Annotated in this window: 15 protein-coding genes; 10 read left to right on the top strand and 5 right to left on the bottom strand. The window is 63.6% G+C overall.

Translation table 11 applies throughout. The features are described 5' to 3' along the window. The first annotated feature begins 7 nt into the window (after window positions 1–7). Window positions 8–652, top strand: a complete 645-nt coding sequence (locus tag FPB55_RS02785) for an oxidoreductase (RefSeq protein ID WP_054913724.1) — start codon at window positions 8–10, stop codon at window positions 650–652. 160 nt (window positions 653–812) lie between these two features. On the opposite strand, the gene FPB55_RS02780 is transcribed toward FPB55_RS02785, so the two are convergent. From FPB55_RS02780 to FPB55_RS02765, 4 genes are all read right to left on the bottom strand, one after another. Next, a complete protein-coding gene (locus FPB55_RS02780; RefSeq protein WP_144187487.1) occupies window positions 813–1,100 on the bottom strand; it encodes a YceK/YidQ family lipoprotein in 288 nt (95 codons plus the stop codon). Continuing rightward, on the bottom strand, window positions 1,097–1,726 hold the full coding sequence (gene ubiX, locus FPB55_RS02775) for a flavin prenyltransferase UbiX (RefSeq protein ID WP_029886945.1): 630 nt from the start codon (window positions 1,724–1,726) through the stop codon (window positions 1,097–1,099). Before ubiX ends, FPB55_RS02780 begins: the two co-directional genes overlap by 4 nt. Next, window positions 1,723–3,072 (bottom strand): UDP-N-acetylmuramate:L-alanyl-gamma-D-glutamyl-meso-diaminopimelate ligase, encoded by a 1,350-nt coding sequence (mpl, locus tag FPB55_RS02770; protein ID WP_144187485.1) that lies wholly within the window; start codon window positions 3,070–3,072, stop codon window positions 1,723–1,725. Before mpl ends, ubiX begins: the two co-directional genes overlap by 4 nt. Before the next feature lie 66 nt (window positions 3,073–3,138). Next, entirely contained in the window at window positions 3,139–5,139 is a 2,001-nt protein-coding gene (locus FPB55_RS02765) for a sigma-54-dependent Fis family transcriptional regulator (protein WP_144187483.1), read from the bottom strand. Between the two features lie 255 nt (window positions 5,140–5,394). Between FPB55_RS02765 and FPB55_RS02760 the strand changes: the two genes are divergently transcribed. The 9 genes from FPB55_RS02760 (at window position 5,395) to FPB55_RS02720 (ending at window position 14,538) form a co-directional block, all read left to right on the top strand. Beyond that, window positions 5,395–6,915: an aldehyde dehydrogenase family protein gene (locus tag FPB55_RS02760; RefSeq protein ID WP_009685743.1), complete on the top strand. Its 1,521-nt coding sequence runs from the start codon at window positions 5,395–5,397 to the stop codon at window positions 6,913–6,915. A gap of 178 nt (window positions 6,916–7,093) precedes the next feature. Further along, the gene (gene eat, locus FPB55_RS02755; protein ID WP_009685742.1) at window positions 7,094–8,542 is read left to right on the top strand and encodes an ethanolamine permease; all 1,449 of its coding nucleotides are present in this window, start codon (window positions 7,094–7,096) and stop codon (window positions 8,540–8,542) included. A 46-nt stretch (window positions 8,543–8,588) separates the two neighbouring features. After that, complete coding sequence (locus tag FPB55_RS02750) at window positions 8,589–9,983, top strand: ethanolamine ammonia-lyase subunit EutB (RefSeq protein ID WP_009685741.1); 1,395 nt, start codon at window positions 8,589–8,591, stop codon at window positions 9,981–9,983. A gap of 8 nt (window positions 9,984–9,991) precedes the next feature. Next, window positions 9,992–10,810, top strand: a complete 819-nt coding sequence (gene eutC / locus FPB55_RS02745) for an ethanolamine ammonia-lyase subunit EutC (RefSeq protein ID WP_009685740.1) — start codon at window positions 9,992–9,994, stop codon at window positions 10,808–10,810. A gap of 108 nt (window positions 10,811–10,918) precedes the next feature. Further along, on the top strand, window positions 10,919–11,377 hold the full coding sequence (locus FPB55_RS02740; RefSeq protein WP_009685739.1) for a GNAT family N-acetyltransferase: 459 nt from the start codon (window positions 10,919–10,921) through the stop codon (window positions 11,375–11,377). A gap of 189 nt (window positions 11,378–11,566) precedes the next feature. Continuing rightward, on the top strand, window positions 11,567–12,214 hold the full coding sequence (locus FPB55_RS02735) for a DedA family protein (RefSeq protein WP_009685738.1): 648 nt from the start codon (window positions 11,567–11,569) through the stop codon (window positions 12,212–12,214). Between the two features lie 9 nt (window positions 12,215–12,223). Then, window positions 12,224–13,039: a zinc-dependent peptidase gene (locus tag FPB55_RS02730; protein ID WP_115293321.1), complete on the top strand. Its 816-nt coding sequence runs from the start codon at window positions 12,224–12,226 to the stop codon at window positions 13,037–13,039. A 93-nt stretch (window positions 13,040–13,132) separates the two neighbouring features. Beyond that, window positions 13,133–13,660, top strand: coding sequence for an inorganic diphosphatase (gene ppa, locus FPB55_RS02725; RefSeq protein WP_003255365.1), 528 nt, complete (start codon window positions 13,133–13,135; stop codon window positions 13,658–13,660). A 176-nt stretch (window positions 13,661–13,836) separates the two neighbouring features. After that, window positions 13,837–14,538 carry an XRE family transcriptional regulator gene (locus FPB55_RS02720; protein ID WP_047149803.1) on the top strand — a complete coding sequence of 234 codons (702 nt, stop codon included), beginning with the start codon at window positions 13,837–13,839 and terminating at the stop codon, window positions 14,536–14,538. A gap of 285 nt (window positions 14,539–14,823) precedes the next feature. On the opposite strand, the gene FPB55_RS02715 is transcribed toward FPB55_RS02720, so the two are convergent. Then, window positions 14,824–17,001 carry a TonB-dependent siderophore receptor gene (locus FPB55_RS02715; RefSeq protein WP_144187481.1) on the bottom strand — a complete coding sequence of 726 codons (2,178 nt, stop codon included), beginning with the start codon at window positions 16,999–17,001 and terminating at the stop codon, window positions 14,824–14,826. Window positions 17,002–17,175: the final 174 nt, after the last annotated feature.

Here is a 17,175-nt window from a genome sequence, read left to right as displayed (position 1 = left end):
AGACATCATGTACTTGACGCCTCAGCATGTCCTGCTTGCCGGTGCCACCGGCCTCACCGGTGAACACCTGCTCGACCGCCTGCTCAACGAGCCCACCATCACCCGCGTGCTGGCCCCGACCCGCCGGCCGTTGGCCGAACATCCGCACCTGGAAAACCCGGTGGGTGACCCGGCAGTGTTCCTGCCGCAGCTGGCCGGCAGGGTCGACGTTGCCTATTGCTGCCTGGGCACCACCCTCAAACAGGCCGGCTCCGAGTCGGCGTTCCGCGCGGTGGACCTGGACATGGTGGTGGCGTTCAGCAAACGGGCCCGGGAAATGGGCGCACGGCATTTGCTGGTGGTCAGTGCCTTGGGCGCCGACCCGAAGTCATCGATTTTCTACAATCGGGTGAAGGGCGAGATGGAAGAGGCGCTCAAAGCGCAGGATTGGCCGCAACTGACCATCGTGCGGCCGTCTCTGCTGCTGGGCGAGCGCATCAAGCCGCGGCTGGCAGAGCAGTTGGTTTCACCGTTGTCCCGGCTGATACCAGGGAAATACCGGGGGATCGAGGCCTGCACCCTGGCCCGTGCGCTATGGCGCCTGGCCCTCGAGGAAGAAGACGGGGTGCGGATCGTGGAGTCGGATGAACTGCGCAGGTTGGGCAAGAAGTAAGCCGCAAGCATTGCACGCTACCTGTGGGAGCGGCCTTGCGTCGCGAATGGGCCGCGCAGCGGCCCCCCGGATTTCAGCTTTAGCACAAACATGGCTGGGGCCGCTTTGCGGCCCATTCGCGACGCAAGGCCGCTCCCACACCACAGGACCGTGCAATTCCTCACAGCCCCCCTGTGGCCTGGAAGCCTACACCGGCAGCAGTCAGCAAGGACAACGGCAGCAACAGGGTATCAAGCAGCATGCTCCCTGGCAGGTCCAGCCCCGGATAAGCCGGCGCTTCAGCCCCATAGCGATCCTGCGGGCAGCAACCACCATTGATCACATACAAATCCAGGCGGGTGCCGGCATACACCACCGGCGCCCCCGGCTTGTTGGCATCCAGCGTGCGCACCGTGGCACAACCACTGAGCACCCCCAGCGCCAGCAAGCCGGCCAGCGCCCGTTTCAATCATCCACCCCGAAGTGGTGCTCGCCCCAACGCGGCAGCATGTCCTGGGGAATGTTCAGCAGGTTGAGAACACGCGCCACAACGAAGTCGACCAGGTCGTCGATGGTTTGCGGCTGGTGATAGAAGCCCGGCGCCGCCGGCAGAATCACCGCGCCCATCTGCGACAACTTGAGCATGTTCTCCAGGTGAATGGTGGAGAATGGCGCTTCGCGGGGCACCAGAATCAACTGGCGGCGCTCCTTGAGGGTCACGTCGGCTGCGCGCTCGATCAGGTTGTTGCAGGCCCCGGTGGCAATCGCCGACAAGGTGCCGGTGGAACACGGCACCACCACCATCGCTGCTGGCGCGCCCGAGCCCGAGGCCACTGGCGACATCCAGTCTTCCTTGCCATACACGCGGATCTGCCCATCGGCAGCACCGGTGTATTCGGTGAGGAAGGCCTGCATCGCCTGGGGCTTGGCCGGCAGCAGCACATCGGTCTCGGTGGCCATTACCAGTTGCGCCGCCTTGGAGATCAGAAAATGCACCTCGCGGTCCTCGCGCACCAGGCAATCGAGCAGGCGCAGGCCGTACTGGGCGCCTGAAGCGCCCGTCATGGCCAGGGTAACGCGTTCCGGCCCGTTCACTTCAGCGCCTCGGCCAGCTTGCCATGCAGGCCGCCGAAGCCGCCGTTGCTCATGATCACCACGTGGGTGCCCGGGCGGGCCTGGCCCTTGATGCGTTCGATGATCGCTTCGAGGCTGTCGGCAACCACACTCGGTACCTTGCACTGCGCAGCAGTCGCAGCGAGGTCCCAGCCCAGGTTGGCCGGCGCGTACCAGATCACCTGGTCGGCGTCGTTGACGCTTTCTGGCAGGCCATCGCGGTGTGCACCCAACTTCATCGAGTTGGAGCGCGGTTCGATTACCGCGATCACCGACGCCTCGCCAACGCGCTTGCGCAGGCCGTCGAGGGTGGTAGCGATGGCAGTCGGATGGTGAGCGAAGTCATCGTAGATGGTCACGCCCTGTACTTCGGCAACCTTCTCCATGCGCCGCTTGACGCTCTTGAAGGCGCAGAGGCCCTCGATGCCCATGGCCGGCACCACGCCTACATGGCGAGCGGCTGCCAGGGTAGCCAGGGCGTTGGCGACGTTGTGCTGACCGGTCAGCGCCCAGTCCACCACGCCTTGCGCCTGGCCCTCGAACAGCACTTCGAAACGCGAGCCATCGGCGCTGAGCAGGCGGGCCTGCCACTGGCCACCTTCACCCGTGGTGTGTACCGGCGTCCAGCAGCCCATGCCGATGACCCGCTCCAGCGCTTGTTCGGTGGTCGGGTGGATGACCAGGCCTTCGCTGGGGATGGTGCGCACCAGGTGGTGGAACTGCCGCTCGATCGAGGCCAGGTCCGGGAAAATGTCTGCGTGATCGAACTCGAGGTTGTTGAGGATCGCAGTGCGCGGGTGGTAGTGCACGAACTTTGAACGCTTGTCGAAGAAGGCACTGTCGTACTCGTCGGCTTCGACCACGAAGAACGGCGTAGCCCCCAGGCGGGCCGACACCGAGAAGTTCTGCGGTACACCGCCAATCAGGAAGCCCGGGCTCATGCCGGCGTGCTCCAGCACCCAGGCCAGCATGCTGCTGGTGGTGGTCTTGCCGTGGGTACCGGCCACGGCCAGCACCCAACGGCCTTGCAGCACGTGGTCGGCCAGCCACTGCGGGCCGGAAACATAAGGCAGGCCCTTGTTCAGCACGTACTCAACCGCCGGGTTGCCGCGCGACATGGCGTTGCCGATCACCACCAGGTCGGGTGCCGGCTCCAGTTGAGCCGGGTCGTAGCCTTGGGTCAGCTCGATGCCCTGGGCTTCGAGCTGCGTGCTCATCGGCGGGTAGACGTTGGCGTCCGAACCGGTCACGCGATGGCCAAGCTCCTTGGCCAGCACTGCCAGCGAGCCCATGAAAGTGCCGCAAATACCGAGAATGTGAATATGCATGGTCGACCTCGCAAAACATCGAGGCAGGGTAGCCCAGGGCGCGACAAATCGCACCCGCTGTTTCGCTCAGTCGCCCCGGGTGATGCCGTGTTTGCGCAGTTTTCGATACAAGGTATTGCGGCTGATGCCCAAGTGTTCGGCGACACGGGTGAGGTGCCAGTGTTTTGCCTGCAGCACCTCAATGAGCGCTTGCCGTTCTGCGTCCTGCAACACCTCGGTACCCTCACCTGGTCCATTGTCGGACCTGTGGGAGCGGGCGAGCCCGCGAACCGGGGCAACGCCCTCGCCTTGTGTCGACTGGGCAGGCGGTTTCGCGGGCGCGCCCGCTCCCACAGACCCGGTGTGGCTGCGCACAATGGCAGGGAGATCCGGGAAAATGATGCGGGCACCTTCGCAAAGCGCCACCAGGGTACGCAGCACGTTGCGCATCTGCCGCACGTTGCCCGGCCAGGCGAAGTCCAGCAGCGCCTGGCGCGCCCTCGGTTCGATGTCGATCAGTTGGCCCTGCGCCTCCTGGCGCAGCAGGAAGTCCAGCAACTGCGCCTTGTCACTGCGCTCGCGTACGGCCGGCAATGCCACTTCCAGGCCATTGAGGCGGTAATACAGGTCTTCACGGAAAGTGCCCTGCTCGACCCGCTGCAGCAGGTCACGGTGGGTAGCGCTGACAATGCGCACGTCGACTGCCTGTGGCTCGCCGCCGATCGGCACTACCTGACGCTCCTCCAGCACGCGCAGCAGGCGTGTCTGCAGGGCCAGGGGCATGTCACCGATCTCGTCCAACAGCAAGGTGCCACCATCGGCTTGCAACAGCTTGCCGCGCATGCCTTCCTTGCGCGCACCGGTGAAGCTGCCACCGCGGTAGCCGAACAGCTCGCTCTCGATCAGGCTTTCAGGGATCGAGGCACAGTTGATGGCCACGAAGGGTTGGCTGCGGCGCTCACTGGCCTGGTGCACGGCCTGGGCAAAGGCCTCTTTGCCGCAGCCGGTCTCGCCGCGCAGCAGCAGTGGCACATCGCGCTCGAACACCCGCACACTGCGGCGGAAATCATTCTGCAACGCCGGGTCGAGCAGGCATACCAGCGGCTCTGCAACACGCGTGGGCCGCGGCTGGGCCACGGGCACCGACCATACAGGCGCGCGCGCCTGCCCGCGCAGGCTGGCGAACACCTGGCGGCCGTCCAGGGTGCGCAGCGGCCAGGCCGTGCTGCCCCCGGGCGTGGCGCGGCCGAACAGCTCATCGTGGCTGCAGGCAAAAAACCGCTCCAACGGCTGGCCCAGCACACCACTGCGTACGCTGCCCAGCAGGTTCAGGGCGCTCTGGTTGGCCGCGCAGATCCGGCCATCACCGTCGAAGGCCAGCAGGCCCTCGCTGAACAGGCCAACCGACTCCGCCTGCAGGTGAAAACGCAGCAGCCACTGCTGCTCGAAATGGCGCAGGAAGTAGCAGCTTTCGATCATCTTGGCCGACAGGTTGACCAAGGCCATGGTATGGAACTGGCTTTGTCGTGAAACGTCGGGGCGTGCCGAGGAGACGTCGAGCACCGCCAGCAACTCGCCATGGGGGTCGAACACCGGGCTGGCCGAGCACGTAAGCCCGGTGTGGCGGCCGCGGAAGTGCTCGTTCTGGTGGATGGTCAGCGCCTGGCGCTCGACCAGGCAGGTGCCGATGCCATTGGTGCCTTCACGCGCCTCGCTCCAGTCGGCGCCCAGCCACAGCCCGGCATGCTCGAAGCTGCGCCGCTCGCTGGCCGCGCTGACGCAATTGAGGATCACCCCGCGGGCATCGGTCAGCAACACCGCATGGCCGGCCCCGGAGAGCTGCTGGTGCAGGCTGTTCATTTCGTGGTCGGCGATCTGCAGCACCTGGCGCAAGCGCTCGCGGCTTTCCAGCAAGCGCCCGTGCTCGAGCACCACCGGCGCCTCGATCACCGTTGGGTCGAGGTGGTAGTCCTCCAGGCAACGCAGCCAGGAGCGGGCAATGGAGGGGTCGCTGACGCCCTCGCCAGCACCACCATGGGCCACAGTGTGGACCTGCCGGGCATGGCGGCTGAAGTGATTGCTCTGCATTGTTGTAGTTCTCCGCAGATAGAGCGTGCCACCAGCATCCTCCACCGGCGAAGGCATTGCAATGCACCCACGGGTGACGTGTCGTGAACGGCACAAAATGTCACCCCCAGGCGTACCGCAACCGGCACAGGCTGGCTGCCAAGTGCCCGCCACATCCGCCCAAGCCATTGATTTTACGGGTGCCGCCCATGCTGGCCTAACCTTTGCTCTACGCTTTCCAACTCCCTAACAAACACAATAGCCAGGAGACACACCATGCGTTACGCACATCCCGGTACCGAAGGCGCGAAGGTTTCCTTCAAGAACCGCTACGGTAACTACATCGGTGGTGAGTTCGTTCCTCCGGTAAAGGGTGAATACTTCACCAACACGTCCCCGGTGAACGGCCAGCCGATTGCCGAATTCCCCCGCTCAACTGCCGAAGACATCGACAAGGCACTGGACGCTGCCCACGCTGCCGCCGACGCCTGGGGCCGCACCTCGGTGCAGGACCGCTCCAATGTGCTGTTGAAAATCGCCGACCGCATCGAGCAGAACCTCGAACTGCTGGCCATTACCGAAACCTGGGACAACGGCAAACCGATCCGCGAAACCCTGAATGCCGACATTCCGCTGGCGGTCGATCACTTCCGCTATTTCGCTGGCTGCATTCGTGCACAAGAAGGTGGCGCCGCCGAAATCAACGAAGGCACCGTGGCCTACCACATCCACGAACCGCTGGGCGTGGTCGGGCAGATCATCCCGTGGAACTTCCCGATCCTGATGGCCGCCTGGAAGCTTGCACCGGCCCTGGCCGCTGGCAACTGCGTGGTGCTCAAGCCGGCCGAACAGACCCCGCTGGGCATCACCGTGCTGCTGGAAGTGATCGGTGACCTGCTGCCCAAAGGCGTGCTCAACGTGGTGCAGGGCTATGGCCGCGAAGCAGGTGAAGCGCTGGCGACCAGCAAGCGCATCGCCAAGATTGCCTTCACCGGCTCTACCCCGGTTGGCTCGCACATCATGAAATGCGCCGCCGAAAACATCATCCCGTCTACCGTGGAACTGGGCGGCAAGTCGCCGAACGTGTACTTCGAAGACATCATGCAAGCCGAGCCGAGCTTCATCGAGAAAGCGGCCGAAGGCATGGTGCTGGCTTTCTTCAACCAGGGCGAAGTGTGCACCTGCCCATCCCGCGCGCTGGTGCAGGAGTCGATCTACCCGCAGTTCATGGAAGTGGTGATGAAGAAGGTGCTGCAGATCAAGCGCGGCGACCCTCTGGACACCGACACCATGGTTGGCGCACAGGCCTCGCAGCAGCAGTTCGAGAAGATCCTCTCGTACCTCGAGATCGCCCAGCAGGAAGGTGCCGAGCTGCTGACCGGTGGCAAGGTTGAAAAACTCGAAGGCTCGCTGGCCACCGGTTACTACATCCAGCCGACCCTGCTCAAGGGCAACAACCGCATGCGCGTGTTCCAGGAGGAAATCTTCGGCCCGGTGGTCAGCGTCACCACCTTCAAGGACGAAGCCGAAGCGCTGGCGATTGCCAACGACACCGAGTTCGGCCTGGGCGCCGGCGTGTGGACCCGCGACATCAACCGCGCTTACCGCATGGGCCGCGGGATCAAGGCTGGCCGTGTATGGACCAATTGCTACCACCTGTACCCGGCGCATGCCGCGTTCGGTGGCTACAAGAAGTCCGGGGTTGGGCGTGAAACCCACAAGATGATGCTCGACCACTACCAGCAGACCAAGAACCTGCTGGTGAGCTACGACATCAACCCGTTGGGCTTCTTCTAAGCAACTAGCTGCAAGCTTCAAGCTTCAAGCCGCAAGAATAAAGCGAATCGCCCGCCGACTCGCTTTTCTCTTGCAGCTTGCAGCTTCAGTCTTGCAGCTCCCTGGCTCGCTTCCTGCAGTACCCATCACCATCGGCGCGGATCCCTTCCGCCCACCAAGAAAAACAACAGGTGAAACTATGCCAAGCGATCAATCCGCCGGCTCGCCGGCAGGCTCTTCCGTCGACTTCGAGAAGGTCGGTTCGGACTATTTCCAGCAACGTGAATTGAAAAAAGGCGCGGCCGGCTGGGTGCTGCTGGTCGGCCTGGGGGTGGCCTATGTCATTTCCGGCGACTACGCCGGCTGGAACTTCGGCCTGGCCCAAGGTGGCTGGGGCGGCATGTTCCTCGCGACCCTGCTGATGGCCACCATGTACTTGTGCATGTGCTTCTCGCTGGCCGAGCTTTCCTCGATGATCCCGACCGCTGGCGGTGGCTACGGCTTTGCCCGCAGCGCCTTCGGCCCCTGGGGCGGTTTCCTTACCGGCACGGCGATCCTCATCGAATACGCGATCGCCCCCGCCGCCATCGCGACCTTCATCGGCGCCTACTGCCAGTCGTTGTTCGGCATTGGCGGCTGGATGATCTACCTGGCGTTCTACGTGGTGTTCATCGGCATCCACATCTTCGGGGTGGGCGAAGCACTGAAGTTGATGTTCATCATCACGGCCATCGCCGCCATTGCCCTGGCGGTGTTCCTGGTGGCCATGGTGCCCCATTTCGATGCAGCCAACCTGTTCGACATCGCCAAAACGGACGCTGTCGGCGCCAGCAGCTTCCTGCCGTTCGGCTATGTCGGGGTATGGGCGGCGATCCCGTATGCCATCTGGTTCTTCCTCGCCGTCGAAGGCGTGCCGCTGGCCGCCGAAGAAACCAAGAACCCCAAGCGTGACCTGCCACGCGGCCTGATCGGCGCCATGCTGGTGCTGCTGGCCTTTGCCCTGCTGATCCTGGTGGTCGGCCCTGGCGGCGCGGGTTCCGAGGCGCTGAAAGCTTCCGGCAACCCCCTGGTCGAAGCATTGGCCAAAGCCTACGGCGGCGCTACCTGGATGGGCAGCTTCGTCAACCTGGTCGGCCTGGCCGGCCTGATCGCCAGCTTCTTCTCGATCATCTACGCCTATTCCCGGCAGATTTTCGCCCTGTCCCGCGCCGGCTACCTGCCGCGCAAGCTGTCGGAAACCAACAAGAGCAAGGCGCCGGTCATGGCCCTGGTCATTCCTGGCATCATCGGTTTTGCGCTGTCGCTGACAGGCCAGGGCGACCTGCTGATCCTGGTCGCGGTATTCGGCGCTACGCTGTCGTACGTGCTGATGATGGCCGCGCATATCACCCTGCGCATCCGCCGGCCGAAGATGGAGCGCCCGTACCGTACCCCTGGCGGCATCTTCACCTCCGGCCTGGCCCTGGTGCTGGCGTGCATCGCCGTGGTCGCCGGTTTCCTGGTGGACCCGCGCGTGGTGATTGGCGCCGCAGTGATCTATGCGGTATTAATTGCCTACTTTGCTTTCTACAGCCGCCACCACCTGGTAGCGGGCACCCCGGAAGAGGAATTCGCCGCGATCCAGCAGGCCGAAGAGGCTCTGCACTGACCGGCGCCACCCGCCGCGGGGCAACCCGCGGCTCTGGAGATTCTGTATGGCAAGTTTCGTACACACGGTCGGCCACCTGGTCTACCGCTTCGACAGCCTCAAGGATGTCATGGCCAAGGCCAGCCCGGCGCGCTCCGGGGACTACCTGGCAGGCGTTGCGGCAAGCAACGACGGCGAGCGCGTAGCCGCGCAGATGGCCTTGGCCAATATCCCGCTGACGCATTTTCTCAACGAAGCCCTGATCCCCTACGAAGCCGACGAGGTCACCCGGCTGATCATCGACAGCCATGATGCCCAGGCATTTGCGCCGGTCAGCCACCTCACCGTCGGCGGCCTGCGTGACTGGTTGCTGAGTGAAGAGGCCAACGAGGACAGCCTGCGCGCCCTGGCGCCAGGGCTGACCCCGGAAATGGCGGCGGCGGTATCGAAGATCATGCGCGTGCAGGACTTGGTGCTGGTGGCGCAAAAAATCCGTGTGGTCACCCGTTTTCGCGGCACCATGGGCCTGCGCGGGCGCCTGTCGACCCGCCTGCAGCCCAACCACCCGACCGACGAGCCGGCCGGCATTGCCGCCAGCATTCTCGACGGCCTGTTGTACGGCAACGGCGATGCCATGATCGGCATCAACCCGGCAACCGACAGCATTGCCTCGATCTGCGCCCTGCTGGAAATGCTCGATGCCATCATCCAGCGCTACGACATACCCACCCAGTCCTGCGTGCTGACCCACGTCACCACCTCCATCGAAGCGATCAACCGCGGCGTGCCGCTGGACCTGGTGTTCCAGTCCATCGCCGGTACCGAAGCGGCCAATGCCGGCTTCGGCATCAACCTGAACGTGCTGCAGGAGGGTTACGAAGCCGGCCTTTCGCTCAAGCGCGGCACCCTGGGGCAGAACCTGATGTACTTCGAAACCGGCCAGGGCAGTGCGCTGTCGGCCAATGCCCACCACGGGGTCGACCAGCAAACCTGCGAAACCCGCGCCTATGCCGTGGCCCGCCACTTCAAGCCGTTCCTGGTCAACACCGTGGTCGGTTTCATTGGCCCGGAGTACCTGTACAACGGCAAGCAGATCATCCGCGCCGGGCTCGAAGACCACTTCTGCGGCAAGTTGCTGGGCGTGCCGATGGGCTGCGACATCTGCTACACCAACCACGCCGAGGCCGACCAGGACGACATGGACACCCTGCTGACCCTGCTGGGTGTCGCCGGGATCAACTTCATCATGGGTATCCCCGGCTCCGACGACATCATGCTCAACTACCAGACCACCTCGTTCCACGACGCGCTCTACGCGCGCCAGACCCTGGGCCTGAAGCCCGGGCCGGAATTCGAGGCATGGCTGGCCCACACCGGCATCTTCACCCAGGCCGATGGCCGGGTGCGCTTCGGTGACAACCTGCCGCCGGCCTTCCGCCAGGCCTTGGCACAGCTTGCATAGGGATCACCATGGACCATCGCACCCCTACCCCTGAAAACCCTTGGCTGGCCCTGCGCACGCTGACCCCGGCGCGTATCGCCCTGGGCCGCAGCGGTACCAGCCTGCCGACCGGGGCGCAACTGGACTTCCAGTTCGCCCATGCCCAGGCCCGTGATGCCGTGCACCTGGCGTTCGACCACGCTGGCCTGGCTACCCAGCTGGCTGAACGCGGCCGGGAAAGCCTGGTGCTGCACAGCGCCGCCAGCGACCGCCACGAATATCTGCAACGGCCCGACCTGGGCCGGCGCCTGAACGAAGCATCGGTCGCCACCCTGCGCCAGCACGCCCAGGCCAACCCAGGCGGGGTCGACCTGGCCATCGTGGTTGCCGATGGCCTATCGGCGCTTGCCGTGCACCGGCATACCTTGCCGTTGCTGAGCCGGTTCGAGGAACAGGCCGCCGCCGACGGCTGGACCAGCGCACCGGTGGTGCTGGTGCAGCAGGGCCGCGTGGCAGTAGCCGATGAGGTGGGTGAACTGCTGGGCGCTCGCATGACAGTAATGCTGATCGGCGAGCGGCCCGGGCTCAGTTCGCCCGACAGCCTGGGGCTGTATTTCACCTATGCGCCAAAGGTCGGCCTGACCGATGCCTACCGCAACTGCATTTCCAACGTGCGCCTGGAGGGCTTGAGTTATGGCATGGCCGCACACCGCCTGCTGTACCTGATGCGTGAAGCCTGCCGGCGCCAGCTGTCGGGGGTGAATCTGAAGGACGAAGCCGAGGTCCATAGCATCGACAGCGAACATGGCCCCGCGCAGCGAGGCAACTTCCTGCTTGGCGAGGGCTGAACACCCTGTCATGCAAAGCGGATTGCGCCGCGGACCGGGCTTGGGGCAGCATGCCCTCGAAGCTGCTGGCAATCCGCTGTTTTCCCTAATGGACTCTGAGGGCCGCACATGCGCATCATCAAGGCAAAACTGGAACACCTCGACCTGTTGACGCCTATGTTCGTCAAATACCGTGAATTCTATGGGCAACTGCCCTACCCCGACAGCTCGCGCAGCTTCCTGGAAAAACGCCTGCAGCGGGACGAATCGGTGATCTACCTGGCGCTCCCCGATGATGACGACAACAAGCTGCTGGGCTTCTGCCAGCTGTACCCGAGCTACTCGTCGCTGTCGCTGAAGCGGGTATGGATCCTCAACGATATCTACGTGGCCGAAGACTCCCGGCGCATGCTGGTAGCCGACCACCTGATGCGCGAAGCGAAGAAAATGGCCAAGGACACCAACGCCGTGCGCATGCGGGTGTCCACAAGCAGCAACAATGACACGGCGCACAAGACCTACGAGTCCATCGGTTTTCGTGAAGATACCGAGTTCAAGAGCTACATTCTGCCCATCAATCAGGATTGACCTGCGTCCGCCCCTGCGCGGGCAAGCCCGCCCAGGGGCGGATACGGCACTACCGCGTGCAGTAACCCCCCGCTACAAACTCCCCGGGCATGATCGTCACTTAGCCGTATAATGGCACGCCTGTCATGTGTGAAAATTTACCCATCCGCCGGTAAACCGAGCCTACGCCCAAGAACACAGGTGCTGTACATGGATTTCAACCCGCTCGACCTTATCCTGCATCTCGATGCCTACCTCGATTTGCTGGTCACCAATTACGGCCCCTGGATCTACGCCATCCTGTTTACCGTGATCTTCTGTGAAACCGGGCTGGTGGTGATGCCCTTCCTGCCGGGCGATTCGTTGCTGTTCATCGCCGGCGCCGTAGCCGCAGGGGGCGGCATGGACCCGGTCTTGCTGGCCGGCCTGCTGATGGCTGCTGCAATCATGGGCGACAGCACCAACTACGTGATCGGGCGCACGGCAGGCGAACGTTTGTTCAACAACCCCAATTCGAAGATCTTCCGTCGCGATTACCTGCAGCGGACCCACGACTTCTACGAGCGCCACGGCGGCAAGACCGTGACCATGGCGCGCTTCCTGCCCATTCTGCGCACCTTCGCCCCGTTCGTGGCCGGTATTGCCCACATGCATTACCCGCGCTTCCTGGGCTTCAGCGTGGCCGGCTCGTTGCTGTGGGTAGGTGGCCTGGTCACCTTGGGCTACTTCTTCGGTAACGTGCCGTTCATCAAGCAACACCTGTCGCTGATGGTGGTGGGCATCATCATCCTGTCGTTGGTACCAATGATCCTCGGCCTGCTGCGTACCCGCCTGGGCCGCGCAGCCAAGGCGCACTGACCGGCCAGCATGTGGTCGTTCCGCGCCTGGCGGCGCAAGCGGGCCTTGGCACGCTACCCGATCACGCCACAGCAATGGCAGGCCGTTCGCGAGAGCCTGCCGATGCTGGACGGCATCACCGACGAAGAAGACCACTGGCTGCGCGAAGCCTGCATCCTGTTCCTGCTCGACAAGCACCTCACGTGCCTGCCGGGCGTTGAACTGGGCGACCAGCAGCGGCTGCTGCTCGCCGCCCAGGCGCAACTGCCACTGCTGCACCTGGGCGAACTGAACTGGTACCAGGGCTTTCACGAAATCGTGCTATACCCAGACGACTTCAAGAGCCCGCAGCGCCACCGCGATGCCAGTGGCGTGGAGCACGTGTGGGACGGCGAGCACAGTGGCGAGGCCTGGCAGCAGGGCCCGATCATCCTGGCCTGGAACGGCGTACTGGCCAGTGGCGGCTGGGAGGCCTACAACCTGGTCATCCACGAACTGGCGCACAAGCTCGACATGCTCAATGGCGATGCCAACGGCCTGCCGCCGCTGCACAGCGGCATGCCCGTGGCCGAGTGGGCCACCGCCATGCAACAGGCCTACGACGACCTCAACCGCCAGCTCGATGCCAACCCCGACGCCGAAACCGCCATCGACCCCTATGCGGCAGAGAACCCCGCCGAGTTTTTTGCCGTCACCAGCGAATACTTCTTTAGTGCCCCCGACCTGCTCCATCAGGCCTATCCATTGGTCTATCAGCAGTTGGCGCTGTTCTACCGGCAAGACCCGCTGGCGCGCCTGCGCCGGCTTCAGGCCGAGCACCCCGACTACCGCGAAAGCCACGCCTGACGCGGCCGCACATCAGGCCAGGCGTGGCATGCCCCGGCAGAATGTGCCTATAATCGCCGCCACTTTTTTGGTCAAACACGGGGGCACTGCCCAATGAGCTACAGCAAGATTCCGGCGGGCAAAGACCTGCCGAACGACATCTACGTCGCCATCGAGATCCCGGCCAACCACGCGCCGATCAAATACGAGATCGACAAGGACAGCGACACGCTGTTCGTCGACCGCTTCATGGCTACCCCGATGTTCTACCCAGCCAACTACGGCTTCATCCCGAACACCCTGGCGGACGACGGTGATCCACTCGACGTGCTGGTCGTTACCCCGTACCCGGTCGCCCCAGGCTCGGTTATCCGCGCCCGCCCGGTTGGCGTACTGAACATGACCGACGACGGCGGCGGCGACGCCAAGGTCATCGCGGTTCCTCACGACAAGCTGTCGCAGCTGTACGTCGACGTGAAGGAATACACCGACCTGCCAGCCCTGCTGATTCAGCAGATCGAGCACTTCTTTGCCAACTACAAAGACCTCGAGAAGGGCAAGTGGGTCAAGATCGAAGGCTGGGAAGGCGCTGACGCTGCCCGTGCCGCGATCACCAAATCGGTCGCTGCCTACAAGGGCTGATACCGGTTGCAGGAAGAACCCCGCCATGGCGGGGTTTTTTTATGGCCAATCGCTGTACTCGGCGAATACTCCTACACAGCCCTACAGCTGTGCCCTACAACCAGCCACTTTTCATACAAGCCCCGTCAACATCAAGTTGATATCCTTGCTGGCACCGCGCCGCTACACTCGCTGGCATGAAGACCTCCGGTGACCGCCTCAGGGCCCTGCTTCACGAATGCGGCCTTACCCCTTCCGATTTCGCTGCCCAACGCGGCGTCACACCGCAGCACGTCAACAATTGGGTCAAGCGCGGCGTGCCCCTGGCACGGCTGGACGAAATGGCAGACCTGTTCTGTGTGCATCGCCGCTGGCTGCACACGGGCGAAGGGCCCAAGCACCCCAGCCCGATCCTGCGCAACGCCCGGCCGCGAAAGTTGCACACGCCTGCGCCGTCCCCGCTGCTGGTGGACCATGGCCGGCTGGTCAAGGTGCCGTACTACGAACTGCATGACGGCCTGCTCAGCCCAGTCGCCAGCAAACACCTGCGCCTGCCGGCAAAAGCGCTGCAGGGGTTGGGGGTTCGGGCCGACGATGCAATCAGCGTGACGATGCCCGACAGCAACATGCTGCCGCTGATCCCGCAGGAGGCGGTGCTGGTGATCGACGTGAGCATGACCCAGGTGTTCCAGGGCGAAACCTACGCCTTGCTGCACAACGGCGCGCTGCGGGTGAATACCCTCAGCCTCGGCCAACATGGCACGCTGTACCTGCACAGCCAGGACCGGCGCAACTATGCGGTTGAGCGCTATACCCCGGCGCAGCGCCAGGCGCAGGGCCTGGAAGTGCTTGGTTGGGTGTTCCACTGGTCGTATTTTCGCCAGCAGCGGCCCGGTTGAAACACCCTGTGCCATTTTTTGCTGGGCATCCAGAGCGTGCCCTTGTATGCTACGCCGCACATCCAGCCCCGACCGGCGCAAGCCGCAGTCCAGAGGGCTCGGCGACATCTCACACGGGTGTCTGCCATCTCTTCCAGGCCCTTGATGGCCACACAGTTAAGGCGATTGCGGCTTACCATAAATTAGTCGGAAGCGTCCCCGAGAAGCCGGCCACAAGCCGGCTTTTTAATGCCCCCGCATACTCGCCTGCCCGCCCGGGCAGAGCGCTTTCAGCCAGAGCAACCCTCAGAAGTCATAGCGCGCGCCCACCATCATGCTGCGCGACGGCCCATAGAAGTTGAAGGTCGACGTCGAGCCCACGCGCGACAAGTAATCGCGGTCGAACAGGTTGTTGACGTTGAATGTGGCGGTCAGCTGCGAAGTGACCGGGTACGACAGCATCGCATCCACCGTGGCATACCCTGGCGCATCGATGCGCACGCCACCGTTCTCGGCGTAAAAGTTGCTCATCGCCGAAATACCGCCCCCGATTGCCAGGCCGTTCAACGGGCCTTGGCTGATGGTGTACTTGCTCCACAGTGAGGCCTGGTTGCGCGGCATGATGAAGAACGTGGTCTCGGCATCGCCCTTGACAGTTTCGGTTTCCATCCAGGTGTAGCCGGCCAGCAGTTCCCAGTTCGGCGTCAGCTTGCCGCTTACTTCCACTTCCGCGCCCTTGACCCGGGTTTTACCGGCGGCTACCGAGTCGGTGGTCGCCACGCCATCGGCGTCGTACAGGGTGGTAGCACGGTGCTTGTCGGTCAGGCGGAATACCGACAACCGCGTGTTCAGGTCGCCCCCGAAGTAGCTGCTTTTCAAGCCGAATTCATACTGCTCGCCTTCCCGGGGCTTCAGCACCCGGCCGCTGCTGTCGGTGGCTGACTGCGGCTTGAACACCTGCGAATAACTGGCGTACAGCGCGTGGGTGTCGGTGAGGTCGTAGACCACGCCGCCGTAAGGGGTGAAGTGGCCGTCGACGCGCTTGCTGTCGTTGGTGCTGGCGCCACTGCCGAGGGTGGTGGTGTAGAAGTCACCGCGGTACCAGCTGAAACGCCCACCGGCGATCAGCGCCAGGCGCTCGACGGGGCGGAAGGTAACCTTGGAGTACAGGCCATATTCCTCTTCCTGCATACCGGTTTCGGTGCTGTAGTTGGGCGACGGCTTGGCAAACTGCTTTGGCGAGTAGGTGTTGACGTTGATGGCGCCCAGGTTGGTCGTGCCATTGAGGTACTCGGTGTCGTAGTTCTTGTAGTCGCTGCCGACCACGAACTCGCTGACCTGGCCGAAGGTCTCGAACGGCTGGCTGTAGCTGGCGTCCAGCGAGTAGGTGTCCTGCGTGAAATCGCGGGCGCTGGCACGCTCGGAATTGCCACCGGTAGTGGCGTTGGTGGCGGTGAAGGCGTACAGGTACTGGGTGTCGCGGTGGGAGCCACGGGCGGCAATACGGCCGTAACCGCCGTTGTCGAAGCGGTGGGTCAGTTCGGCGACCAGGTCGGTGGTCTTGCCGTCGAAGTAGTTCCAGTCGGCCCCGAGGAAGCGTGAATGGCTGAAGTCGGGCACCTCACCCGACAAGGTGGCCGGGTAGCCATTATGCGGGGTGATGTTCTTCACTTCGTGCATCAGGCCGAACGAAACGGCAGTAGCGTCGCTCAGGTCGATGTCCAGGGCACCATAGTAGCTATTGCTGGTGTTGGCGTTGTAGTCGACCTCGCCATTGGTGTCATCACGCGAAGCGATGAAGCGCCCACGCACACGACCCGCATCGTCCAGCGGCCCGCTCAGGTCGAGTTCTTCGTGGTTGGTGTCCCATGTGCCATAGCTGCCTTCGACGTGGCCCTGGAACTCGGCGGTGGGGCGCTTGCGCACCATGTTCACGATGCCGCCCAGCTCGCTGGTGCTGCTGAACAGCCCCGCCGGGCCGCGCATGATTTCGACCCGGTCGAACGCTGCCAACGACGGCACAGTACCGAAGATGCTGGCCATGGGCGCCGGTAGCCCGTCGATATTGAACTCGCTGTACTCGTAGCCACGGGCATAGATGGATGAGCGGCCACTGTCGTTGGTCAGGGTCCGCAGGCCGGCGGTGTACTTGGCCAGGTCATCCAGGTGCACGAACTGGCGATCCTTGACGTAATCCTGGGTGTACACGGTAATCGACTGCGGGATGTCCTTGAGCGCCGCCGGGGTCTTGGTGCCCACGGTTGCAGCATCGACACTGTAGCCGCCGGTTTGCTCCGAAGGCAGCATGTCGTACAGGCGGTTGCCCTCGATGGTCAGTGCCGGCAGGTCGAGCGAGTTGCCACCACCGGCCGCCTGCGTCGCTACCGTTTCAGCCAGTGCCGACACCGAAAAGGGCGCCAGCAGCCCTACTACCAGCCAGCCCCGCACCCGTCGCGGGCCCCCCACACTGTTCAAACCGCTCATGACACACCCTCGCCCAATTGATAATAATTCGCAAACGACAGAAATTGCTTTTTGCGGAAGATACCGGAGCGAAAACCGGGGTGCAGCATGATTAACCTTCTTAACACATTGCGGCGTTGCCCTCGCCCCACGGTCAATGGGATGATGGCTAACTGATAGAAATTCTCATTCAAG

The organism is Pseudomonas sp. BJP69, assembly GCF_007633355.1.
In the GTDB taxonomy this organism is placed as follows: domain Bacteria; phylum Pseudomonadota; class Gammaproteobacteria; order Pseudomonadales; family Pseudomonadaceae; genus Aquipseudomonas; species Aquipseudomonas juntendi.
The sequence above is the reverse complement of the archived record's forward strand: the minus strand, read 5'-3'. Positions and strand labels throughout refer to the sequence as shown.